We start from the raw sequence: 22,054 nt of genomic DNA on the forward strand, positions 1-22,054 counted from the left end.
ATGCTGGGACGAATGATCTACCAGTCATGGGGGAGAAATCTGCGGCGCAAAGGGCTGGCGGTGTTAACCGTGTTTCTGGCCGCCAGCCTGATCTCGGCGCTGCTGGCGGTCTCTATTGATATCGGCGACAAAATGTCGCGCGAGCTGAAATCCTACGGCGCCAATATCCTGATTGAACCGGCGGGGCAGGCGGCGCTTCCGGCGTTGTTCAGCGAGCAAAGTAACCCGCTGGCCAGCGACGATTTTCTCGAGCAGTCGGAGCTGCCGAACATCAAAGATATCTTCTGGCGCAACAATATTGTCGGCTTCGCGCCGATGCTCAGCGGCGAGGTGCGCGTCGACGGCAATGATATCCGCGTGCTCGGGACCTTCTTCAGCCAGCCGGTAGCGATACCCGATGAAGAGGGGTATCAGACCGGGCAGCGTACGGTCAGCCCGTTCTGGCAGGTGACCGGCGAGTGGCCGCAGGAGCCGGTCGGTCAGCAGCCGCAGACCTTAGTCGGCCAGGCGCTGGCGCGCCATTACGGCTGGCAACCCGGCAAGCGGCTGCGGCTCCAGGTGGCGGACAGCAGCGTGGAGGTGGTGGTCAGCGGCGTGCTCTCCAGCGGCGGCGACGAAGATAATCAACTGGTCATGCCGCTGAGCGTGGTCCAGCAGCTGCTGGGCCTGCCGGGAAAAGTGCAGGCGATTCGCGTCTCGGCGCTGACGGTGCCGGAGAACGAACTGTCGCGCCGGGCGCGGGAAAACCTCGAAGCGCTGAATGCCGAAGAGTATGACCTGTGGTACTGCACGGCCTACGTCTCGTCGATTGCCCATCAGCTGGAGGAAGCCATTTCCGGGGCGGAAGTGCGCCCGGTGTGGCAGGTGGCTGCATCAGAAGGGGTGGTGATCGACAAGATTCAGTTGCTGATGGCGGTGGTGACCCTGGCGGCGCTGGCCGCCGCGGCAATGGGCATCGCCTCGCTGATGACCAGTACCATGATGGAGCGTGGCAAAGAGATTGGCCTGATGAAGGCCCTTGGCGCCCGGCAGTGGCAAATTCTGCTGCTGTTTTACCTTGAGGCGACGCTGAGCGGCCTGCTGGGCGGCGCTCTGGGCTGTGTGGCGGGCTGGGGGCTGGCGAAGATGATTGGGCTGATGCTCTTTGCGACCCCGCTGAATTTTGCCTGGGTGGTGGTGCCGTGCGTGCTGGCGATCGCGGTGCTGATTGCGCTTATCGGCACCTGGTTCCCGGCGCGCCGCATTGCGCGGCTTTATCCTGTGGAGGTGCTGTATGGCCGCTAAGCGCGACATGCTGTGGTTACTGGTATGGCGAGCGTTGCGTCTGCGTTTGCAGCGCGTTGCCGTGGTGTTCACCGCTCTGGCGGTTGGCGCCACTATCGTCACTGCGCTCTCTGCGGTGTGGTTCGATATCAACAGCAAAATGAGTGAAGAGCTGCGGACCTTCGGCGCGAACTTTTATATCGGGCCGGGACACGGGTCGCGGATGCCGCAGCCGGCGCTGCAGGCGATTCTCGACGACGCGCCAACAGGGTTGATTCACGGCGCCAGTCCCTGGCTGTACGGCACCGCGCGCACCGAGCTGGAAAAGGTGGTGATGGTAGGGGTCTGGTTTGAATCTTTGCAACGGCTGGTGCCTTACTGGCAGGTCAGCGGCAACTGGATTGGCGTCAGCTTTGACGATCGTCATGCGATGGTCGGCGTCAAGCTGGCCCAGCGGCTGGCGCTCAAGGTGGGCGATAGCGTGACGCTGGTGGATCACCAACGGCGCAAAACGCTGCTGGTCAAAGGGATCGTTGAAGCCGGCGACGCCACCGATAATATGCTGATTGTCAGCCTCGACGTGGCCCAGGCGTGGCTGAACAAGCCTGGGATCATCAGCCAGGGGCTGCTGAGCGTCAGTAACGACCTGGGCCAGGTTGAAGACTATGCCCGCCAGCTACAGCAGCGTTATCCCGACCTTGAGATCCGCCCGGTGCGCAAGGTTTCGGCCTCCGAAGGGCAGGTGCTGGATAAAATCAAAGGGCTGATGGGGCTGGTTTCGCTGGTGATCCTTGCCCTGTCGTCGTTGTGCGTCAATACCACTCTGATGGCCATTGTCGGCGAGCGCGCCCGCGAGTTTGCGCTGCAAAAAGCGCTGGGAGCCAGCAACGGCGACATTGTGCGCCAGATGCTGCTGGAAACCAGCATCATCACCCTCGCGGCGGTGGTGTGCGGCTGGGTGCTGGGCTATCTGCTGGCCCAGTTGCTGGGGCTGACGGTCTTTAACGCCACCATTTCGCTGCGCCTGCCGGTGCTGCCGATAACCCTGGTGCTGTCTTTGCTGGTTGCCCTGCTGGCGGCCATTGTTCCGGTGCGCCGCGCGGTGAGCGTTGAACCGGCGAAAGTATTGAAAGGAGAGTAACGCCATGACCGTCACGCCTTTATGCCAGATGGCGATTGAAACCCGTCATCTGTTTAAGCGATTCGGCGATGTCACCGCCCTGGATGACATCAATTTGCGCATCGCGCGCGGCGAATTTGTCGCGATTATGGGAGCCTCCGGCTCCGGAAAAACCACCCTAATGAACATCCTGACCTGCCTGGATACCGCCAGTGAAGGCCAGGTGATCCTCGACGGCACCGACGCCGCGGCACTGGACGAAGAGGGGAGACGGCGCTTTCGGGCGCAGAAGATTGGCCTGGTGTTTCAGCAGTTCCACCTGATCCCGTTTCTGACGGCGCTGGAAAACATCATGCTGGCACAGCACTACCACAGCGTCGTCGACGAAGCGGCGGCCCGGGCGGTGCTGGCGCAGGTGGGCCTTGAGCATCGTATGACCCATTTACCCAGCCAGCTCTCCGGCGGCGAGCAGCAGCGCGTCTGCATTGCCCGGGCGTTGGTAAATGAGCCGCCGGTGATTTTTGCCGATGAACCTACCGGCAACCTTGATGAAGAAAACGAGCAGCGGGTGCTGGACCTGCTCACCGACCTGCATCGCCAGGGGCGTACCATCGTGATGGTGACCCATAACCCGGCGCTGGGGAAATTCGCCGACCGCATCGTGCGTCTGCAACACGGCAAATATCTTGGCGAGGAGGTCAATACCCATGCGTCTGCCTAAAAGTATTGTGCTGTTGCTGCTGATACTGCTGCTGCCCGCCGGTTGCAAAGAGGAGAAGCTGGCGCGCGGCGAGCCGGCCCCGGCACTGGCGGCCTTTGATCTACAGGGGAACCCCGCCACGCTTCAACGCTGGCAGGGTAAAGCGGTGTATCTCAATTTCTGGTCCGCCAGCTGCGGCGGCTGCCTGGCGGAAATGGACACGCTGCAGGCGCTCAGCCAGCGTTGGCCTGATAAAGTGGTGGTGGTGGGGATCAATACCGACCCGGAACAGGTGGATATCGCGCCGCTGCTGGCAAAACATGGCATCAGCTTTCCGGTCCTGCGTGACCAGCTCAGGATGACCCAGGAGCGCTATCAGGTGATCGGCACGCCGACCTCTGTTGTTATTGACGGCGACGGGCAGGTACGGGATCTGCACCAGGGATGGCGCAAGCCCGATGAACTACAGGAGGTGTTCGCCCGCCTGGCGCAGCCGTAACGCGGGTGTCCCGGGCGGCAGCCCGGGAGGTTCCGTTGCGCTCGTCAGTCCAGCACGGAGGGATCGGCATCGATCATCATCTGCTTCATTTCGGCAAAGTGCTGACGGGAAAAATCGGCGATTTTCTCCCAGTCCTGGGCGGTTTTCTCCGCCACTTCATCAGACAATATCTTCAACGGCTGGCCGGTTGACCACGCGGTCACCAGAATCTGACAGGCCCGCTCCAGGGTCCAGATGTCGTCAAACGCCTCCCCGATATCGCTGCCGGTGACCAGCACGCCGTGGTTGCCCATCAGCAGGCGGCGCTTATCCGCCAGCAGTCCCGCCAGCCGCGCCCCCTCGGCGACGGTATCCGCCATCCCGCCGTACAGCGTATCCACCGCCACGCGATTGAAATAGCGCGCGCTGTTCTGTTCGACCGGCAGGATCTGCGGGTTTGCCAGACAGGCGACGCTGGTGGTGTAGACCGGGTGCAGGTGCAGCACCACGCGGACCTCCGGCAGCCGCTGATGAATCTGGCCGTGGATTGCCCACGCGGTGGCGTCGACGTCCGGGCGGCGGGCGGTCGCTTCATCATCGGCATCCAGCAGCAGCAGGTCGCTGGCGCGGATCCGCGAGAAGTGTTTCCACTTCGGATTCAGCAGGAACTTCTTGCCGTCCGGCGAGAGGGCGGCGCTAAAGTGGTTAGCCACCGCCTCATGCATGCCGAGATGGGCGATAATGCGAAACGTCGCCGCCAGGTCAATGCGCGTCTGTTCTTCGTAAGAGTAGGTCATCGGGTTACTCCGCTTTCGGCATCAGGGTTTTCAGGTCTTCTTCGGTTGGCGGCTGGAAGTTATATTTTTTCAACAGCGCCGCGTACTCCGGCGTGGCGCTGAATTTTTTCAGCCCTTCCTCAAGCGCAGTTTTGACCTCGCTGTTGCCTTTTTTGACGCCAAAGCCGTTGAGCACCGGGTAAATTAAGGTGTCGGATGAGATAACAATCCGGTCCCCCAGTTTTTCGACAACCCCGCGGGCAACCGCCGCATCGGTGATCTGCGCCTCCACCGCCCGCGACAGCAGCGCCTGGGTGGTTTGCGGGTCGGTGCTGTACTCACTTAAGACGATCGGCTTGAGGCCTTTCTTCACGCAATAGTCCGCCGACAGCTTTTGCAGCTGCGCCAGCCAGGAGGTGGCGCCCATTGAGCCGATTTTATGGCCGCAGAACTCTTCCGGGGTTTTCGGCTGATAGCTGGCCCCTTTGAGCGCCAGAATCGATTCTCCGCTTTTCAGGTACGGCACCATGTCGATGACCTTCAGGCGTTCGGCGGTGATGTACATCGACGAATTGGTGATATCAAAGCGCCCGCCCTGCAGACCGGGGATCAGGTTCGGAAAACGGGTATCGGTATTGACCGCCTCGCGGCCGATGGTTTTGGCGAGGCCGGCGAGGAACTCAATATCAAACCCGGCTGGCTTGTTGTTTTCCATATATTCATACGGATAAAAGGTCATATCCGAACCGGCGGTAATCTTCCCCGGCTGCTGAAAGGCGAAGGTGCTGAACGAGGTCAGGGCGCCAGCGGTACACAGGAGCAGAGCATTCAATTTTTTCATAAAAACCTCCAGGGATGACATTACATGCTGGCAAGATCGTGGCCGGCCTGCTGCACAAAGAATGAGGCGCCGCGCGGTTTCTGCGGCAGACGAAGCTGGTTAGCGGCGCTGCGCACCATGCCGCTCTCCTCACCGGCGACCAGCTGCCCGGCGTGGGTGCTTGGCAGCGGGTTTTCACCGAACGGCAGAGCGTCTTCGGCGGCATACACGCTGATAAACAGAGTGCGCGGCAGGTCGGTTTCATTGGGGCTTGAAGCGTGAAGCAGGCGGGTATGCATAAAGCAGACTGAGCCTGACGGGCCAAAGCAGGCCTGCGGTTGCTGGCAGTGTTCGGCCACCACGTCATCGTCCACCGAACCGGTGAAACGTCCCGCCTGCCAGTGGGACCACAGCGGCCCTTTATGACTGCCCGGCACCACGTTGAGCGGGCCGTTTTCTGGCGTGACCTCGCTGACCATCAGCAGGGCGGTGATGATGTCGTCGTTGCTGTGCGGCGTGAACAGAAAATCCTGGTGCCATTTCACCTGGGTGGCGGTAAACGGCAGCTTCGAGTTGATTTTACTGTGATGAAACCGGGTGCCGCTGCCGCCGATCAGCTGGGCGGCAATCGTCGCCATTCGCGACTGTAGCGCCGCATGTTCAAAGGCGGCAGAAATCTCGGTCGGCGAACTCACCCGCCGCAGCGACGGGTGGTCGGCGCGATGATCCCCTTCGAGGTCAAAGCGCGGGCGGCCATCCAGAGTCGCGCCCCAGACCTCGGTGTGCTGGCGGCTTTCTGCGACCCAGCCGTCAAAATCCTGCTGTAATGCGCTGACTTCGTCGGGTGAGAGCACCCCCTCGACGACCAGAAAGCCTTGCTGATGAAACTGTTCGATTTGCCACTGCGCGATCATAATTTTTCCTTCACAAACGGAGAGTTAAGCCAGGGAGACATCTTTGAGGAACGCATCCACGCGCGGGTGGTTGCCGTCGCGCATCGCCTGCGGCGTGTCATCGCAAACCACGCGTCCTTTTTCCATAAACACAATCCGGTCAGAGACTTTGAAGGCGAAGTTCATCTCATGGGTCACGATCACCATGGTGATGCCTTCATGGGCCAGCGATTCGATGACCTGGAGCACCTCATTGACCTTTTCCGGGTCCAGCGCCGAGGTGGGCTCATCGAACAGCATGATTTGCGGGCGCATCATCAGGGCGCGGGCAATGGCCACACGCTGCTGCTGGCCGCCGGAGAGCTGGTGCGGATACTTCCACGCGTGCTCCAGCATGCCGACCTTATGCAGCAACTCGCAGGCGTGCTGCTTGAGCTCGGCCTCGGAGGCCAGCCGGTGGTAGCGCGGCGCCAGCAGCAGGTTGCCGAGCACCGTCAGGTGCGGGAACAGATTAAAACTCTGGAACACCATGCCGATGTTGAGACGATACTGGGCATTTTCCATAAAGCGTGGCTTCTGCACCCCCTGACGTTCGAGGTGAATAAACGGCTGGCCGTTAATCTGAATCTCGCCGTTGTCGATCTGCTCGAGGCCGTTGAGCAGGCGGATCAGGGTGGTTTTCCCGGATCCGGAAGGACCGATCACCGAGACCACTTCGCCAGGCTGGACCTGCAGGCTGACGGCGCCGAGGACTTCGACATTGTTATAGGCTTTGTGCAGTTTTGAAGCCTGCAGCGCCGGATGGGCGTTATCGACGGTGCTGCGGGTCATCACCGGCCGGGCCTGGGTGGCCAGTTGCTGCATTTCGCTGTCGACCGGGCGCGTGACCTTGCGGCGGGTGACGTCGAGGTAGCTTTCCAGGCGTTTGAGTAAGAAGTCAAAGACGGTGACAATCAGCACGTAGTAGAACGCCACGGCCGCCATGGTTTCCATGACCAGGAAGTTCTGCGAATAAAGTCGCTGACCGACCATCAAAATCTCGGTCAGGGAGATAACCGAAACCAGCGAGCTGAGCTTGACGACGGCAATGTATTCGTTTGCCAGCGCCGGCAGGGCGACGCGCAGCGCCTGGGGAATAATCACCCGCCACTGGGTGCCGGCATAGCGTAACCCCAGCGCCCTGGCGGCTTCGCCCTGACCTTTGGGAATCGACAGCAGCCCGCCGCGATGGATCTCGGCGACGTAGGCGGCTTCACTCAGCACCATCGCCAGCAGGCCGGCCCAGAACGGGTCGTTGAGCACTATCGCCGTTGACGGCGCCGCCTGGGGCAGGTTGTAGACGAAGATCAGCAGGACCAGCAGCGGCAGGCTGCGAAACAGCCAGATGTACAGCCGGGCGGGGACATTAAACAGTTTGCGCGGCGACTGCTTGGCCAGGGCGAGTACAAAGCCCAGCACAATACTGCAACCCCAGGTCAGCAGACTTAATTTAATGACGGTCCAGGTGGCCTGCCAAAAATCTGCATCATTAAGCAGACTGAACATGTAGTTCCAGTTAAACGTCATGGGCTATTTCACTCGCCATAATTAACGGAGATAAATGGGATACCGCTGATCAAAAATGGGGCATCGCCAGGTGTTATCGTGCAATAACACTATGCTGGCACTCTTCGCTGCGAGGCAATTAGTAAATTTTTGGTCTTTAAGTTTAAAAAAACTATATAGGCAAATTAATATCAATAAATTTAAAGCAATGACTGTGAAACAAGAACTAAACATTAAAAAAACAATTACAAATAGTCGTCAACGTAACTGGCCTTAACAGCGTTATTTGCGCAATTTTAGGGCGCAATAATGATTATTTTGGTGCAGGGTGATTCATGTTGGTGCAATAGAATATATTTTTCAATAACGGGCGGAGTTTCTGTCAGCCCCGGATGAAAATAGCCGGCCGCACAGGCGGGGAAATAAGCGCAAAGCCGTGAAGTGGCATGATGCTTGCTACTTGCTTATTAAGAAACTATGCCATTCCCGTGCGGGACAATATTTCATAAAGGGTGAGGCTATGACGCGATTCACGCTCAAACAACTTAAATACTTTGTTACCGTTGTAGAGACCGAAAGCATCGCGGAAGCGTCACGGCAGCTGCATATTGCCCAGCCGTCGATCTCCATTGCGATTAAAAACCTTGAAAGCACCTTCGAGCAGCAGCTGTTTATTCGCCACCATGCGCAAGGGGTTTCCTTAACCTCTTGCGGACGGCGCTTTTATGAGAAGGCGAAAGAGCTGCTGCGGCTTTCGTACGAGTTCGAGCAAAATTCCCGCGCCGATAAGGAACTGGTTTCCGGGACCATTTCCGTGGGCTGTTTTGAATCCGTCGCGCCGCTGTATATGCCGAAACTGGTGGCCGGGTTTAAAAAAATGTATCCCGATATCACTCTACAGCTGTATGACGGCGAGCAGCATGAGTTAATGCATGGCCTGCATCGCGGACGTTTCGACCTGGCGCTGGTGTACGATCTGGAGCTGGGGCATTCGGTTAATAAGGAGATGCTCAACGCGCCGCATAAACCGTATGCGCTGCTGCCTGCCAGCCATCCGCTGGCGCAGAAAAGTCGCGTCACCCTGCAAGAGCTCAGCCATGAGCCGATGATTCTGCTGGATGCGGTGCCGAGCAAAAACTATTTCATCACCATCTTTAAAGAGAAGGGCTATCACCCGGAAGTGGCATACAGTTCGCCGTCAATAGAAATGGTGCGCTGCATGGTGGGCCAGGGATTAGGATTTTCGGTATTAGTGACCCGGCCGTTGTGCGATATGACCTACGACGGAGAACGGCTGGTGCAGCTGGATATTGAAGATGAAATGCCGGCGTCGACCTTAATTATGGCGCACCTCGCGAATAATGAACCGACCCGACCCACACAGCTATTTATGGATTATTGCCGCAGCATCGAATTAACGCCGGCTTACCAGTAAATAAAGCACCTGCGGACACGACCGGGCGGTCGCTAATAGTCGCGTCACTCAGGCTCACAAATTTCTATTTAGCGACTCGTTTTATAATAATTTACCCGCGGCTGTTGATTAAATAACCTGAAAACGAACCCTGGCGGCGGAATACCCGGCGCGCCAGGCCTGTTTGCATTCACATCATTTATCAACAGAGGGTGGTTAGTTATGCAAAATCAGCGTGCTCCGCACATCAGTCCGCAGACCGTCGACAGCTATCAGCGCGACGGGGTGGTGTTGCTGAAAGGCGTATTTACGCCGTGGATTGAGAGCCTGGCCAATGGCGTGGCGGAACTGATGGCCAATCCCAGCGAATATGGCCATGCGCGAACGGTGGTGCCGAAAGATGGCTCGGCACCGTTTTTCCAGGATTATTGTAACTGGTCGCGGATCCCCGACTTTGAAGATTTTGTCCGCCAGTCGCCGGCGGCCGAAATTGCCGCCGCGCTGATGCAGTCGAAAACCGCTAAATTCTTCCATGAGCACACCCTGGTGAAGCAGCCCGGCGGCAGCACCGTCACGCCGTGGCATCACGATCAGCCTTATTACTGCGTGGAAGGGCAGCAGAACGTCAGTTTCTGGATCCCGCTGGACCCGGTGGCAGAGGCGATTTCGCTGCGCTGCATTCGCGGCTCCCACCTCTGGGGAGATGAGTTTAGCCCGACGCGTTTTAACGGCTCTAAGCTGTATAGCCATGGCCGGTTCAAAGAGCTGCCGGATATCGATGGGCATCAGGATGACTACGATATTGTCAGCTGGGCGCTGGAACCGGGAGATGCGGTGGCCTTCCATTACCGCACGGTGCACGGTGCCAGCGGCAATCATACCCAGCGCGCGCGGCGGGTGTTCTCCGCCCGTTGGGTCGGCGATGACGCTACTTTTGTCGATCGCGGCGGGGTGACTTCACCGCCGTTCCCGGAACTGACCCTGCAAGATGGCGAGGCGCTGGTCTCACCGCTGTTTCCGCAGGTCTGGCCGCGCGCTGTCGCGTAACCAGTGCGATGGGTTCGACACACCGTCGAACCCTGTTTTACAGCGATAATGCCATTTAAGTTGCACAATAGATTTTTTCTCAACCGTATTTATGGTGCTTAACCTATTACGCAGTTAATAATGTTCATTGATTAGCGTTATTTGATTTCCATTTATTTTATGAGATAGCGCGTTTGCCTGCTTAATGTTGTCTTAATATTTGTCCCCTTCCTGCAGTGCCGCGAACGTCTGCCAATGCGGCTGTCTGATATTTAATTCCGCCAGCGTCACAAAAGCCGGAAAAAAACAAACCCTGCCATTGCAACCCTCAGCATGAGCGCTATAAGTTAATTTTACGTTAATTAAATGATAATAAAGGGTTGGATCTATGCATAGGAAAATGAGCGGCTTAGTGGTTTCACTGACAGCAGTCTTCTCCTGTTCTGTTCTGGCAGCATTACCTCATGGTTACCCGGCAGATTATCAAAAAGTGATTAATGCCGCGCTGGAAGAGGGCAAAGTGGTTATCTATTCCACGACGGATATTAAAGCCTCGGGGCCGTTAATAAACGGGTTTGAGACCCAGTACCCCGGGGTAAGAGTGGAATATAACGATATGAACAGCACCGAGCTTTATAACCGCTTTATCAGCGAACTGGCCGCCGGTGGCGGCAGCGGTGATGTGGTCTGGAGCTCCTCGATGGACACGGCGCTGAAGCTGGCGACCGAGTATGCCGTGCCTTACGCCTCGCAGGAGCTGGACAAGCTGCCGAAGTGGGCGGTGTGGCAACAAAAAGCCTACGGAACCACCTACGAGCCGGTGGTCTTTATCTATAACAAGCGCCTGATCCCGCAAAATGAGGTCCCGGATTCACATACCGCGCTGGCGAAGCTGGTCGCCGCTCAGGCCGATAAGTTCAAAGGCAAAGTCACCACTTACGATATCGAAAAGTCCGGGCTGGGCTTCATGCTGGCGGTGCAGGACAGCAAAGCGGACGCTAATTATTTCGGCGATCTGGCCGGGATGGCGAAAGGCGGCCTGACCGTGCAGTCTTCCACCGGCACGATGATGGAAAGGGTCTCCTCGGGGGAAAACCTGCTGGGCTATAACATTCTCGGCTCCTATGCCGAAGCGCGGGCCAAAACGGACCCGTCATTAGGTATTTCGTATCCGAAAGATTATGTGCTGGTGTTATCGCGGGTCTCTTTTATTTCTCAGGAGGCCAAACATCCTAATGCCGCCAAATTGTGGTTCGATTATGTGCTGTCGAAACAAGGGCAAAGCATTCTGGCTAATCAGGCCGATATTCCTTCGATTCGCAACGATATTGACGGGGAAAATGATATCGACGGGATGACCAAAATGCTGGGTAATGCGCTGAAACCGATTCCGGTCGATGAATCATTGCTGGAATATCTGGAACCGAAAAGCCGTCTGGAATTTATCAAACAATGGCGTAGCGCCGCCGCAAAATAATGTCCTGGCAGGCTGTGTGATTTGCCATGCAGCCTTTTTCGTGCCTGCGCTTTGCCCGTCTGGTTATGCAGTGCACCGGCTTAAAGGGATGGTATATGAATGTATCAGGCAGAAAGTTGCAGGGACTGCCGCGCGGCATCGTCGTCCTCATTACCGCATTAGTGATTTATGTCCCGCTGTTATTTATCGTGGTGCAAAGTTTTCTGTCGGCACCTTTTTTTGCCCGCTCGAAAGAAATCAGTCTGGAAGCCTTCGCGTTTATTTTTAGCGATCCCGATTTTTATCTCGCGCTGAAGTCTGGTTTTATTCTGGCGTTTGGCCTGGTGGCGATTGCTATCCCGCTCGGAGGGATCCTCGCATTTTTGATGGTGCGTACCGACTTACCCGGTCGGCGGTTTATTGAGCCGCTGATCCTGGTCCCGGTGTTTGTCTCGCCGATGGTGCTGGCCTTTGGCTATGTGGTGGCGGTGGGGCCGGTGGGCTTTCTCTCGCAATGGGCCGGGCAGCTGCTGGGATTTGTGCCGTGGAACATCTACTCGATGTTCAGCATCGTGGTGATTGCCGGGCTGACTCACGTCCCACATGCCTATCTGTATATCTCTTCGGCATTGCGTAGCGTCGGCTCGGACGTCGAGGAAGCGGCGCGCACCGTCGGGGCATCGCCGCTGCAGATTATGACGTCGGTGAGCCTGCCCATGGTGCGCCCGTCAATTCTGTACGCCTGCGTGCTGTTGTTTTTCCTCGGTCTTGAAGTGTTCGGCCTGATGCTGGTGTTAGGTGACCCGGAAGGCAATATGGTACTGGCTACCTACCTCTATAAGCTGACCAATAAACTCGGCACGCCGTCCTATCACTTGATGGCGGCGGTGGCGGTGGTACTTATCTGCATCACCATTCCGCTGGTGATGCTGCAGCGCCGCCTGATGCGCACCGCCAATCGCTTCGTCACCATGAAAGGCAAAGCCTCGCAGGCGCGGGCGCTGCCGCTGGGGAAATGGCGCTGGGTTGCCGGTGCGGTGGTGGTCTTGTGGCTGACGGTGACGATTGGCGTGCCGCTGCTGGGGGTGGCGCTGCGGGCGTTTATCTCCAACTGGGGCATCGGGGTGTCGATTTGGGACCAGCTCTCGCTGACCACCTTCCACAATATCTGGCAACAGCCGAATCTGCTGCGGGCCATTGTCAACTCGATGGCGATCGGGGTGTTTGGCGGGGCGCTGGCGGTGGTGTGCTACCTGTTTGTCGGTATTGCAATGCACCGCAAAGCGGATAATGTCACACGTTTTCTCGACTACAGCGTGCTGGTTCCACGGGCGGTGCCGGGCCTGCTGGCGGGGCTGGCGTTTTTGTGGGTGTTCTTATTCCTGCCGATGTGGCTGGATCAGTCGCTTAAGAATGGCTGGCTGTCGGTGCTGCCGGTGGCCGACTGGCTGCGCGAACACCTGATTGTCCAGCTCCGTGCGCTGCGCAATACCATCTTCAGCGTCTGGCTGGCCTACACCGTGGTGTGGATGGCCTACGGCCTGCGTCTGATCTCTTCCACCCTGCTACAGGTCGCGCCGGAGCTTGAAGAGGCCGCCCGCAGCACCGGCGCGTCGCGTGGCCAGGTTACCCGCCACGTCACGGTGCCGCTGTCGCGCTACGGATTGATTGGCTCCTGGCTGCTGATGTTCCTGATTTTTGAGCGCGAGTATTCCACCGGCGTCTATCTGCTATCGCCGGGCACAGAGACCATCGGTTCGATGCTGGTTTCGCTCTGGGCGGCCGGGGCTATCGATATTGTCGCCGCGCTCTCGTTTATCAATATTCTGCTGGTGGTGGTTGGACTGGGGATCGCCCTGCGGTTTGGAGTGAAATTACATGATTGAATTATCGGTAGAAAACCTGCATCTGACCTATGGCGACAACCCGGTGTTGAAAGGGGTGTCGATGGATCTGAAACGCGGAGAAGTGGTGTCGTTGCTGGGGCCATCCGGCAGCGGGAAAACCACTTTGCTGCGCGCTGTTGCCGGGCTGGAGAAACCCTCCGGCGGGCGGATTACCATCGGCAAATATCAGGTTTATGGCGGCAATCCGCGCAGCGAGATCCCGGCGGAGGAGCGCAACCTTGGGCTGGTGTTTCAGTCCTACGCCTTGTGGCCACACAAAACGGTGTTTGAAAATGTCGCTTACCCGTTGCGGCTGCGTAAGGTGGCTGCTGGTGAAATTAAGCAACGGGTGCAGGCGGTGCTCGATCAGTTAGGACTGGGGCACCTTGGCGCACGACACCCGCATCAACTGTCGGGCGGGCAGCAGCAGCGCGTCGCTATTGGCCGGGCGCTGGTCTACAACCCGCCGGTCATCTTGCTTGATGAACCGCTGTCAAACCTTGATGCCAAACTGCGCGAAGAGGCCAGGGTGTTTTTGCGCGAGCTGATTATCACGCTGGGACTATCGGCGCTGATGGTCACCCACGATCAGAACGAAGCGATGGCGATTTCTGACCGCATCCTGCTGCTGAATAATGGCGTGATTGAGCAACAGGGGACGCCGCAGGAGATGTACAGCACGCCGGCCACGCTGTTCGCCGCCGAATTTATGGGTAGCAACAACCGCCTGCACGGGAAGATAACCGCGCTGGTTGACGGGCGGGCGCGGATCGAGGGGGCGAGCTGGGCGCTGTGGGGGATGGCGGGCGACCGGGTCAGCGTCGGGCAGGAGGCGACGGCGGTGATCCGCGTCGAGCGTCTGCAGCTGGGCTCCACGCCGCAGGACAATATGCTGGAGCTACCGCTATTAACCAGCATGTACCTGGGGGACCGCTGGGAATATCTGTTCCGCACTCAAGGGGACGATTTTGCGATTCGCGCCTACGGCAACGCGCTTCGCGATGCGCAACATTGCCACCTGTCTTTCCCGGCCCATGACCTGTGGATTTTCCCCAAATCATAGCGCCGGTGCGGTTTCCCGGGCGGCGGCAATCGTTGATGCCGTCACCCGCGCGCGATGTCAAGGCAGGGAGCAGATTATGAAAGATAGACGTTGGCTGCCGTAGGGCCGCGCAAGCCGTTCACTCGACGAAATTCAACGCGAATACCTGGAGTTATTATTTCTGATTCGCCTGGGGATAATGCTGAAATATGGACCTGAACGTCTTTACGACCATCGGAGGGAATTATAAGGCCTTTGCCGGTTTTATTATCAAACGCTTTGACAATGCCTGTCATTTTTTGGAACAAATAAAATCCTTGTGAAAATAAATACCGGCATATTATACATTAAATAAACGATAAAGCTATCTGTTTTATTTTTCACCGACGCAGGTTTCTATTTGTCCACAAAAGTAACAACCGATTGCACCAGGCATTCAAGGTGATCAGATAACTCTAATCAAAATTGGATTTCGTGGAACAATCAGCGTCTGGTATCTGACAATTAAGCAGCGGTTTTCGCTGTGTTCTGGAAGAGTTTGTGGCAGTAAGGGCAGATGAGCTGGGAGCCTTTTTGTACTCGGCTGAAGCTGTGTTCGGAATCTTTTGAGCAATGTGGGCAAGTGCATTTTACAAGGTAATTACGGCGGGTTTTGTTATCTTTTCGATCTGACATATGATTTCCTTCCTGATTTAATGGCCTGAAACCATACATCATTATCGAATGAATAGCTCGGAATGATTGTGTATCGGCAAAAATAAGCCATGGCCGGGTCTGCGAGGGTAGCCGCAGTTTATCGCTCAGAAGGTGCCAGATGCCCCCTCCTGAGCGACCACGATGGTTTATTGCGCGACCCAACCGCCGTCCATGTTCCACGCCGCGCCGCGTACCTGTGCGGCACCGTCACTGCAGAGAAACAGCGCCAGCTCCCCTAACTGTTCCGGGGTGACAAACTCACCGGACGGCTGTTTTTCCGCCAGCAGCTGTTCACGGGCCTGCTCGGGTTCCGCGCCTTCGCTGATGCGCTTGTCTATCTGCTGCTGCACCAGCGGCGTTAATACCCAGCCGGGGCAAATTGCGTTACAGGTCACGCCGGTTCTGGCGGTTTCCAGCGCCAGGGTTTTGGTCAGTCCTACGACGCCGTGCTTGGCGGCGACGTAGGCCGACTTATCCTTCGAGGCCACCAGCCCGTGCACCGAAGCAATATTGATAATGCGCCCCCAGTTACGCGCCCGCATGCCGGGCAGCGCCAGGCGGCTGGTGTGGAAGACGCTGGAGAGATTGATCGCAATAATATCGTTCCATTTCTCGACGGCGAAACTCTCCACCGGCGAGACATGTTGGATCCCGGCGTTATTGACCACGATATCGACGCCGCCAAACTCGGCGTTAGCGTAGGCCATCATGGCTTCAATCTGCTGTACATCGCGCAAGTCGGCATCGTGGTAGCCCGGCGTTTTTCCGACCTGAGCCACCGCCGCCCGCGCGGCGGCGCTGTCGCCAAAGCCGTTAAGGACCAGCTGCGCGCCGGCTTTGGCCAGCACGGTGGCGATCCCTAAACCGATGCCGCTCGTTGAGCCGGTGACCAGCGCCACTTTTCCGTTCAGATTCATCATATTTTCCTTAGTGATTCGGTTAAACCGTGCCCGTCAGACAATACCGGTTAAATAGAAGACGGCGATAACAAACAGCACCGCCAGACTTTTAATCAGGGTGATGGCAAAAATACCGCCGTAGGCCTGACGATGGCTGAGGCCGGTGATCGCCAGCAGCGTGATCACCGCGCCGTTATGCGGCAGCGTGTCCATTCCGCCGCTGGCCATCGACGCCACGCGGTGCAGCACCTCCAGCGGAATATCGGCGGCGTGGGCTGCGGCGATAAAGGTCTCCGACATCGCCGCCAGCGCGATGCTCATCCCGCCGGAGGCGGAACCGGTGATCCCCGCCAGCACCGTTACGCTGATCGCTTCATTGAGCAGCGGGTTGGGAATGGCGGTGAGCGCTTTGGACAACACCAGAAACCCCGGCAGGGCGGCGATTACCGCACCAAAACCATACTCCGATGCAGTGTTCATCGCCGCGAGGATCGCCCCGCTGACGGCGGTCCGGCTGCCTTCCGCCAGACGGCCGCGAATGTTGCGAAAACCGAACACCAGCACCATCAGGATGCCAGAAATCAGCGCCGCTTCCACGGCCCAGATCGCCGTGATTTTGCCCACTTCCGTCACGATGGGTTTCGCCAGCCCCGGCAGAACCAGCTCGTGGCTGGTGCCGTACCACTGCGGGATCCAGCGGGTAAACAGCAGGTTCAGCACCCCAACCAACAGCAGAGGGGCAATGGCAATCAGCGGATGGGGCAGGTTGATGTTATCCGGCGTATCCGGCTCATTTTGCAGATCCGTGCCGTAACCTTCGCCTTTAGCCTGCGCCTTGCGACGCTGACGCTCCAGCCACAACAGGCCAAAGGTGATGATAAACAGCGAACCGATAAGCCCGAGCCAGGGGGCGGCCCAGGCGTTGGTGCCGAAGAAGCTGGTGGGGATAATGTTCTGGATCTGCGGGGTACCCGGCAGGGCATCCATGGTGAAGGAGAAGGCCCCCAGCGCCACGGTGGCCGGGATCAGCCGTTTGGGAATGCCGCTCTGGCGGAACAGCTCGGCGGCAAACGGGTACACCGCAAAGGCCACCACAAACAGCGAGACGCCGCCGTAGGTCAGCAGGGCGCAGACCAGTACGATCACCGGAATGGCGTGGCGGCGGCCGAGAATGCGAATCGCCGCGGCGACGATGGAGCGCGAGAAACCCGACAGCTCAATCAGCTTGCCGAACACCGCCCCCAGCAGGAACACCGGGAAGTACAGTTTGACGAAGCCGACCATCTTTTCCATAAACAGGCCGGTAAAGGTCGGGCCAACCGCGCCGGGGTCGGTGAGCAGCACCGCGCCGAGGGCGGCGATAGGGGCAAACAGGATAACGCTGTATCCGCGATAGGCTGCCAGCATCAGTAATGCCAGCGCGGCCAGGGCAATCAAAACACTCATCACGACACCTCACTCTCATTGTTATTGTTGGGTACAGTTCGCGAAGTTACGGTTTCAGGGCATAGCGCAGCAGGTGTTCCCGGCGAGACTGGATGCGGGCCGTCCGGGCGTTATCCCAGCGGTAAAAGCCTTGCCCGCTGCGGGCGCCGGTATCGCCCCGGGCGACCTTCTCCGCCACCAGATCCATCATTTGTGTCCCGCTCGCCAGCTCCGGCAGCAGGTGTTGACAGATATCCTGGACCGTCGCCAGCCCGGTCATATCTGCCGCTTCCAGCGGGCCGACCATTGCGTAACGGCGGCCGAGAGAGGCCCGCATAACCCGGTCAACTACCTCCGGCGAGGCGATGCCGCTGTGGACGATATGCAGCGCCTCACGCAGCAGGGCAAACTGCAGGCGGTTGCCGACAAAGCCCGGCGCCGCGCGGTTGAGCACCACGGCTTCGAGAGCGGTGGTGGTGAAAAAGTCGCTGACCAACGTCGGCAGTTCCGCCCGGGTGGCGCTCCCGGGCACCACTTCCACGAGCGGAATAAAGTGCGGCGGATGCCAGAAGTGGGCGATCAGCAGGCGATCCGGATGAGTCATGCCTTCGGCGAGACGGTCCGGCGGCAGGCCGCTGGTGTTGCTGGCGATGATGGCGTCAGCGGCGATCAACGTTTCCAGCTGTGCGTACAAGGCATGCTTCAGCGGCAGCCGTTCGGGGATCGCTTCGATCAACAGCGTGCACTCCGCCAGCTCGCCGAGATGGCGGGTGCCGATCAGCCGCGCCAGCACCGCGGGTTGCGCGGCGATGTCGAACTGTCCGCTGTCGTGCAGTTCATGCAGAATGGCCGCGGCCACGGCGGGGACTTCGGCAAGGCGTGCCGGGTCGGTGTCGTAAAGCCGTACCCGATGGCCGTGGCGTGCAAAGTGGCAGGCGATGCCGATCCCCATGAGACCGGCACCCAGTACCGCCAGCGTTGGTTTATACATAATGACTCCTGTTAACGTGCAATCGTCATGGCGATACCCTGACCGCCGCCGACGCACAGTGTGGCAAGCCCTTTACTGGCGCGGCGACGCTGCATTTCATGCAGCAGGGTGACGAGGATCCGGCAGCCGGAGGCGCCGATAGGATGGCCCAGGGCAATAGCGCCGCCGTTGACGTTGACCTTGCTGCTCTCCCAGCCGAGGGACTGGCCCACCGCCAGCGCCTGAACGGCAAAGGCTTCATTGGCCTCAATCAGCTCCACCTCATCCAGTTGCCAGCCGGCCCGTGCCAGCGCCATCTCGCAGGCGCTGACCGGCCCAATGCCCATCACCGCCGGATCGACCCCCGCCACGGCGGCGCTGACGATGCGGCCCAGCACCGGTAGCCCGAGCTCACGGGCCTTATCGGCGCTCATCAGGAGCACCGCCGCCGCGCCATCGTTTAATGACGAGGCGTTGCCGGCGGTGACGGAACCGGTGTGCTGGCGAAATGCCGGGCGGAGCTGCGCCAGCTGCGCCGGAGTGGTGTCCGGGCGCGGCTGCTCATCGCGGCTAATGGTCTGCGGCGGCTGTTTACCCTGTTTGACGGTGACCGGAACGATCTCGTCGTCAAAGCGGCCCGCTTCGGTTGCCGCCGCCGCTTTCTGCTGGGAATGGGCGGCAAAGGCATCCTGCTGCTGGCGGTCGATGGAATAGCGGTCGGCCAGATTCTCCGCCGTCATCCCCATGTGGTAGTCATTGAAGGCATCCCACAGTCCGTCCTGAATCATGCTGTCCTGCATGCTGCTATGGCCTACCCGCAGCCCCGCCCGGGCGCCGTCAATCAGATAGGGTGCATTGCTCATGCTCTCCTGGCCGCCGGCGATCACCACCTGCGCGTCGCCGCTGCGGATCGCCTGCACCGCCTGCTGTACCGCCTTCAGACCGGAACCGCACACCAGATTGACCGTGACCGCCGGACAGCTGACCGGCAGACCGGCGCGTAATGCCGTCTGACGCGCCGGGTTTTGCCCGCAGCCGGCGGTCAGGACCTGGCCGAAAATCAGTTCATCGACTTCCTCGGCCGGTAACGCGCAGCGGGCCAGCAGGCTACGGACCACCTCGGCGCCCAGATCAACGGCGGAAAGGGTTGAGAAGACACCGCGAAAACTGCCTATGGGCGTGCGGACGGCGCCGACTATCACGACTTCGTTCATTAGGTTTCCTCAGTTAAAACGCATTTCGCAGACGTCGTCCGGCACGATCAGCCGGCCGGCCGTTTTGCTGGCAATCTCGTCGGGAGAGACGCCGGGGGCGTATTCGCGCAGCACGAAAGCGCCGTCGCGTATCTCCAGCAGGGCGAGGTCGGTCAGCACCCGGCGGATGCAGCCGACGCCGGTGAGCGGCAGGGTGCATTGCGCCAGCAGTTTCGATTCGCCGCTTTTCGAGGCGTGGGTCATCACCACGATGATGTTCTGCGCGCCGGCCACCAGATCCATCGCGCCGCCCATGCCTTTCACCATTTTTCCGGGGATCATCCACGAGGCGATATTGCCCGCCACGTCGACTTCGAAGGCCCCGAGGACGGTCAGGTCAACATGGCCGCCACGGATCATGGCGAAGGAGTGCGCGGAGTCGAAAATCGCCGCGCCGGTGCGGGCGGTCACCGTCTGTTTCCCGGCGTTGATCATGTCCGCGTCGAGTTGCGCTTCATCGGGAAAGCCGCCCATGCCGAGCAGACCATTTTCGGACTGCAGCATCACGTCTATGCCCGCCGGAATATAGTTGGCTACCAGCGTCGGGATCCCGATGCCGAGGTTGACGTAGTCGCCATCGCGCAGCTCTCTGGCGACGCGCATGGCCATTTGTTCGCGAGTCAGCATGATTAGCGGCTCCCTGTGCGCAGCGTGCGCTGCTCAATACGCTTTTCGAACTGACCGACAATCAGCCGGTCGACATAGATGCCGGGGGTGTGTATCGCGGAAGGGGTGAGTTCACCGGGAGGCACGATCTCTTCAACCTCGACCACCGTAATCCGACCGGCGGTGGCCATCAGCGGGTTAAAGTTTTGTGCCGTATGGCGATAGATAACGTTGCCGTACCAGTCGGCTTTCCAGCCTTTGACCAGCGCGAAATCACCGGTAATCGCCTCTTCAAGGATGTAGTGTTTGCCGGCAAACTCGCGGACTTCTTTGCCCTCAGCCACCGGCGTGCCGTAGCCGGTGGCGGTATAAAAACCGGGGATCCCCGCGCCGCCGGCGCGGATTTTCTCCGCCAGCGTACCTTGCGGCGTAAGCTCGACCTGCAGTTCGCCGCTGAGCGCCTGCTGTTCAAACAGGGCGTTTTCGCCAACGTAGGAGGCGACAACCTTGCGTACCTGGCGGCTCTCCAGCAGGATGCCGAGGCCAAAACCGTCGACGCCGCAGTTGTTGGAGACCACCGTCAGCCCCTGCACGTTCCGGCGCTGTACTTCGGCAATCAAATTTTCCGGGATACCGCACAGGCCAAAACCGCCGGCCAGCACCGTCATTCCATCCGTTAACCCTTCCAGCGCCGCTGCGTAGCTGGCGACGCGCTTATCCAGTCCTGCCATGATTCACCTCTGCTGGCTTGCGATGGGGCTATCATTGGGGGCGCGGACTGATTTGATAATTTTGAATTTGTGACCCACTCATTTGGTTTTCTTATTAATTTATTGTTAACTAAATTTTTTCAATCAGTTAACAGGATGAAAAATGAGAATGAGTGTCAAACAGTTACGCGCGTTTTTAGCGGTAGCTCACACTCTGAATTTCGCCCATGCCAGCGAGCGACTGAATCTTTCGCAGCCGGCGCTGAGTTTGACCATCAAGGGGCTGGAGGAGGTACTCGGCGGGGCTTTACTGCAGCGCAGCACCCGCAAAGTGACCTTGACCCAGGAGGGGGAGATCTTCTTACCGATGGCCCGCCAGCTGCTGGCAGACTGGGACAATGCCGAGGAGGCGATGCGCCAGAGCTTTACGTTGCAGCGTGGCAAAATCTCGGTGGCGGCGATGCCCTCCTTTGCGGCCAACGTGCTGCCTGAGGTGTTGAAAACCTTCCGCGACCGCTATGCCGGTATCAACGTGACGGTGCATGATGTGATTAACGAACAGGTGATTGAGATGGTCCGCGAGGGGCGGGTGGAGATGGGGATCGCCTTCGAACCGGCGCCGACCAATAATTTACTGTTTACCCCGCTCGGGGTTGACCGGTTTATCGCCATCGTGCCGAAAACCTCGCCGCTCGCCAGCAAGCATCGTCTCTGCTGGCGCGAGCTGCTGAGCCTCGATTTTATTACCCTGCAGCGGCCTTCTGCGGTTCGCCTGATGCTGGAAGAGGAGCTGGCGCGCAGCGGGCGTAAGCTGGATGTGGCGCTGGAAAGTCACCAACTGGTAACGGTGGGCAGAATGGTGGCCAGCGGCCTCGGCGGCAGTGCCGTTCCGGCATTATGTCAGTCACAGATGCAGGCGCTGGGAGCGGTGTGTCTGCCGCTCGACAATCCGCAGATCGAGAAGTGCGTTGGGGTGATTCACGCCGGGCATATGCAGCTGTCAAAAGCGGCGCAGGCGCTGCTGGAGACGCTGAAAGGGGCGTTTTCGCCGGGCTGAGTCGGCTGAGGTCAAAAAA

At 58.8% G+C, this 22,054-nt stretch carries 22 protein-coding genes; 10 read left to right on the forward strand and 12 right to left on the reverse strand.

Translation table 11 applies throughout. From position 1 onward, the window contains the following. From HF679_RS04315 to HF679_RS04330, 4 genes are read left to right on the forward strand one after another with little or no spacing between them, the layout of a single operon-like run. A complete protein-coding gene (locus HF679_RS04315; protein ID WP_187042642.1) occupies window positions 1-1,284 on the forward strand; it encodes an ABC transporter permease in 1,284 nt (427 codons plus the stop codon). Further along, window positions 1,274-2,404 (forward strand): ABC transporter permease, encoded by a 1,131-nt coding sequence (locus HF679_RS04320; RefSeq protein WP_123754650.1) that lies wholly within the window; start codon window positions 1,274-1,276, stop codon window positions 2,402-2,404. Before HF679_RS04315 ends, HF679_RS04320 begins: the two co-directional genes overlap by 11 nt. A gap of 4 nt (window positions 2,405-2,408) precedes the next feature. Then, on the forward strand, window positions 2,409-3,104 hold the full coding sequence (locus HF679_RS04325; protein WP_123754649.1) for an ABC transporter ATP-binding protein: 696 nt from the start codon (window positions 2,409-2,411) through the stop codon (window positions 3,102-3,104). Next, window positions 3,091-3,582, forward strand: a complete 492-nt coding sequence (locus tag HF679_RS04330; RefSeq protein WP_123754648.1) for a TlpA family protein disulfide reductase — start codon at window positions 3,091-3,093, stop codon at window positions 3,580-3,582. The genes HF679_RS04325 and HF679_RS04330 overlap by 14 nt, the downstream gene beginning before the upstream one ends. A gap of 44 nt (window positions 3,583-3,626) precedes the next feature. Here the strand turns inward: HF679_RS04330 and HF679_RS04335 are convergent, their stop codons facing one another. Genes HF679_RS04335 through HF679_RS04350 form a run of 4 tightly spaced genes read right to left on the reverse strand, consistent with a single transcriptional unit; the run spans window position 3,627 to window position 7,616 of the window. Continuing rightward, window positions 3,627-4,358 carry a class II aldolase and adducin N-terminal domain-containing protein gene (locus tag HF679_RS04335; RefSeq protein ID WP_123754647.1) on the reverse strand — a complete coding sequence of 244 codons (732 nt, stop codon included), beginning with the start codon at window positions 4,356-4,358 and terminating at the stop codon, window positions 3,627-3,629. Between the two features lie 4 nt (window positions 4,359-4,362). Beyond that, window positions 4,363-5,178: a transporter substrate-binding domain-containing protein gene (locus HF679_RS04340; protein ID WP_123754646.1), complete on the reverse strand. Its 816-nt coding sequence runs from the start codon at window positions 5,176-5,178 to the stop codon at window positions 4,363-4,365. Window positions 5,179-5,198: 20 nt separating this feature from the next. Continuing rightward, on the reverse strand, window positions 5,199-6,071 hold the full coding sequence (locus HF679_RS04345) for a phytanoyl-CoA dioxygenase family protein (protein WP_123754645.1): 873 nt from the start codon (window positions 6,069-6,071) through the stop codon (window positions 5,199-5,201). 24 nt (window positions 6,072-6,095) lie between these two features. Beyond that, window positions 6,096-7,616 carry an amino acid ABC transporter permease/ATP-binding protein gene (locus tag HF679_RS04350; protein ID WP_154145122.1) on the reverse strand — a complete coding sequence of 507 codons (1,521 nt, stop codon included), beginning with the start codon at window positions 7,614-7,616 and terminating at the stop codon, window positions 6,096-6,098. Window positions 7,617-8,115: 499 nt separating this feature from the next. Here HF679_RS04350 and HF679_RS04355 point away from each other — a divergent pair, with 499 nt between their 5' ends. The 5 genes from HF679_RS04355 to HF679_RS04375 all read left to right on the forward strand — a co-directional run bounded on the left by HF679_RS04355 (window position 8,116) and on the right by HF679_RS04375 (window position 14,440). Beyond that, complete coding sequence (locus HF679_RS04355; protein ID WP_123754643.1) at window positions 8,116-9,030, forward strand: LysR substrate-binding domain-containing protein; 915 nt, start codon at window positions 8,116-8,118, stop codon at window positions 9,028-9,030. Window positions 9,031-9,231: 201 nt separating this feature from the next. Further along, window positions 9,232-10,056: a phytanoyl-CoA dioxygenase family protein gene (locus HF679_RS04360; protein WP_123754642.1), complete on the forward strand. Its 825-nt coding sequence runs from the start codon at window positions 9,232-9,234 to the stop codon at window positions 10,054-10,056. 367 nt (window positions 10,057-10,423) lie between these two features. Next, a complete protein-coding gene (locus tag HF679_RS04365) occupies window positions 10,424-11,512 on the forward strand; it encodes an ABC transporter substrate-binding protein (RefSeq protein WP_187042643.1) in 1,089 nt (362 codons plus the stop codon). 95 nt (window positions 11,513-11,607) lie between these two features. Then, window positions 11,608-13,377 (forward strand): ABC transporter permease, encoded by a 1,770-nt coding sequence (locus HF679_RS04370; protein ID WP_187042644.1) that lies wholly within the window; start codon window positions 11,608-11,610, stop codon window positions 13,375-13,377. Beyond that, window positions 13,370-14,440, forward strand: a complete 1,071-nt coding sequence (locus tag HF679_RS04375; protein WP_187042645.1) for an ABC transporter ATP-binding protein — start codon at window positions 13,370-13,372, stop codon at window positions 14,438-14,440. Before HF679_RS04370 ends, HF679_RS04375 begins: the two co-directional genes overlap by 8 nt. Before the next feature lie 74 nt (window positions 14,441-14,514). On the opposite strand, the gene cspF is transcribed toward HF679_RS04375, so the two are convergent. From cspF to HF679_RS04410, 8 genes are all read right to left on the reverse strand, one after another. Continuing rightward, a complete protein-coding gene (cspF, locus tag HF679_RS04380; protein ID WP_123754639.1) occupies window positions 14,515-14,727 on the reverse strand; it encodes a cold shock-like protein CspF in 213 nt (70 codons plus the stop codon). Between the two features lie 196 nt (window positions 14,728-14,923). After that, on the reverse strand, window positions 14,924-15,136 hold the full coding sequence (locus HF679_RS24735; protein WP_315970246.1) for a YnfU family zinc-binding protein: 213 nt from the start codon (window positions 15,134-15,136) through the stop codon (window positions 14,924-14,926). 125 nt (window positions 15,137-15,261) lie between these two features. Then, window positions 15,262-16,032 carry a 3-hydroxybutyrate dehydrogenase gene (locus HF679_RS04385; protein WP_187043026.1) on the reverse strand — a complete coding sequence of 257 codons (771 nt, stop codon included), beginning with the start codon at window positions 16,030-16,032 and terminating at the stop codon, window positions 15,262-15,264. Between the two features lie 36 nt (window positions 16,033-16,068). Beyond that, window positions 16,069-17,463 carry a GntP family permease gene (locus tag HF679_RS04390; protein WP_217426891.1) on the reverse strand — a complete coding sequence of 465 codons (1,395 nt, stop codon included), beginning with the start codon at window positions 17,461-17,463 and terminating at the stop codon, window positions 16,069-16,071. Between the two features lie 43 nt (window positions 17,464-17,506). Beyond that, window positions 17,507-18,430 carry a 3-hydroxyacyl-CoA dehydrogenase family protein gene (locus HF679_RS04395; protein ID WP_123754636.1) on the reverse strand — a complete coding sequence of 308 codons (924 nt, stop codon included), beginning with the start codon at window positions 18,428-18,430 and terminating at the stop codon, window positions 17,507-17,509. A gap of 11 nt (window positions 18,431-18,441) precedes the next feature. Further along, entirely contained in the window at window positions 18,442-19,623 is a 1,182-nt protein-coding gene (locus HF679_RS04400) for an acetyl-CoA C-acetyltransferase (protein WP_123754635.1), read from the reverse strand. A gap of 9 nt (window positions 19,624-19,632) precedes the next feature. Next, window positions 19,633-20,289 (reverse strand): CoA transferase subunit B, encoded by a 657-nt coding sequence (locus HF679_RS04405; protein WP_123754634.1) that lies wholly within the window; start codon window positions 20,287-20,289, stop codon window positions 19,633-19,635. 2 nt (window positions 20,290-20,291) lie between these two features. Beyond that, window positions 20,292-20,999: a CoA transferase subunit A gene (locus HF679_RS04410; RefSeq protein ID WP_123754633.1), complete on the reverse strand. Its 708-nt coding sequence runs from the start codon at window positions 20,997-20,999 to the stop codon at window positions 20,292-20,294. 142 nt (window positions 21,000-21,141) lie between these two features. Here HF679_RS04410 and HF679_RS04415 point away from each other — a divergent pair, with 142 nt between their 5' ends. After that, the gene (locus HF679_RS04415) at window positions 21,142-22,035 is read left to right on the forward strand and encodes a LysR family transcriptional regulator (protein WP_187042646.1); all 894 of its coding nucleotides are present in this window, start codon (window positions 21,142-21,144) and stop codon (window positions 22,033-22,035) included. The last annotated feature ends 19 nt before the right edge of the window (window positions 22,036-22,054 follow it).

This window comes from Enterobacter sp. JUb54 (assembly GCF_014298075.1).
In the GTDB taxonomy this organism is placed as follows: domain Bacteria; phylum Pseudomonadota; class Gammaproteobacteria; order Enterobacterales; family Enterobacteriaceae; genus Klebsiella; species Klebsiella lignicola.

Coding starts and splice junctions, on each gene's coding strand:
- HF679_RS04360 (WP_123754642.1), top strand. CDS start 9,232: ATGCAAAATCAGCGTGCTCCGCACATCAGTCCGCAGACCGTCGACAGC.
- HF679_RS04415 (WP_187042646.1), top strand. CDS start 21,142: ATGAGAATGAGTGTCAAACAGTTACGCGCGTTTTTAGCGGTAGCTCAC.
- HF679_RS04320 (WP_123754650.1), top strand. CDS start 1,274: ATGGCCGCTAAGCGCGACATGCTGTGGTTACTGGTATGGCGAGCGTTG.
- HF679_RS04385 (WP_187043026.1), bottom strand. CDS start 16,032: ATGAATCTGAACGGAAAAGTGGCGCTGGTCACCGGCTCAACGAGCGGC.
- HF679_RS04400 (WP_123754635.1), bottom strand. CDS start 19,623: ATGAACGAAGTCGTGATAGTCGGCGCCGTCCGCACGCCCATAGGCAGT.
- HF679_RS24735 (WP_315970246.1), bottom strand. CDS start 15,136: ATGATGTATGGTTTCAGGCCATTAAATCAGGAAGGAAATCATATGTCA.
- HF679_RS04365 (WP_187042643.1), top strand. CDS start 10,424: ATGCATAGGAAAATGAGCGGCTTAGTGGTTTCACTGACAGCAGTCTTC.
- HF679_RS04395 (WP_123754636.1), bottom strand. CDS start 18,430: ATGTATAAACCAACGCTGGCGGTACTGGGTGCCGGTCTCATGGGGATC.
- HF679_RS04325 (WP_123754649.1), top strand. CDS start 2,409: ATGACCGTCACGCCTTTATGCCAGATGGCGATTGAAACCCGTCATCTG.
- HF679_RS04315 (WP_187042642.1), top strand. CDS start 1: ATGCTGGGACGAATGATCTACCAGTCATGGGGGAGAAATCTGCGGCGC.
- HF679_RS04355 (WP_123754643.1), top strand. CDS start 8,116: ATGACGCGATTCACGCTCAAACAACTTAAATACTTTGTTACCGTTGTA.
- HF679_RS04350 (WP_154145122.1), bottom strand. CDS start 7,616: ATGACGTTTAACTGGAACTACATGTTCAGTCTGCTTAATGATGCAGAT.
- HF679_RS04330 (WP_123754648.1), top strand. CDS start 3,091: ATGCGTCTGCCTAAAAGTATTGTGCTGTTGCTGCTGATACTGCTGCTG.
- HF679_RS04345 (WP_123754645.1), bottom strand. CDS start 6,071: ATGATCGCGCAGTGGCAAATCGAACAGTTTCATCAGCAAGGCTTTCTG.
- HF679_RS04340 (WP_123754646.1), bottom strand. CDS start 5,178: ATGAAAAAATTGAATGCTCTGCTCCTGTGTACCGCTGGCGCCCTGACC.
- HF679_RS04335 (WP_123754647.1), bottom strand. CDS start 4,358: ATGACCTACTCTTACGAAGAACAGACGCGCATTGACCTGGCGGCGACG.
- HF679_RS04375 (WP_187042645.1), top strand. CDS start 13,370: ATGATTGAATTATCGGTAGAAAACCTGCATCTGACCTATGGCGACAAC.
- HF679_RS04370 (WP_187042644.1), top strand. CDS start 11,608: ATGAATGTATCAGGCAGAAAGTTGCAGGGACTGCCGCGCGGCATCGTC.
- HF679_RS04410 (WP_123754633.1), bottom strand. CDS start 20,999: ATGGCAGGACTGGATAAGCGCGTCGCCAGCTACGCAGCGGCGCTGGAA.
- HF679_RS04405 (WP_123754634.1), bottom strand. CDS start 20,289: ATGCTGACTCGCGAACAAATGGCCATGCGCGTCGCCAGAGAGCTGCGC.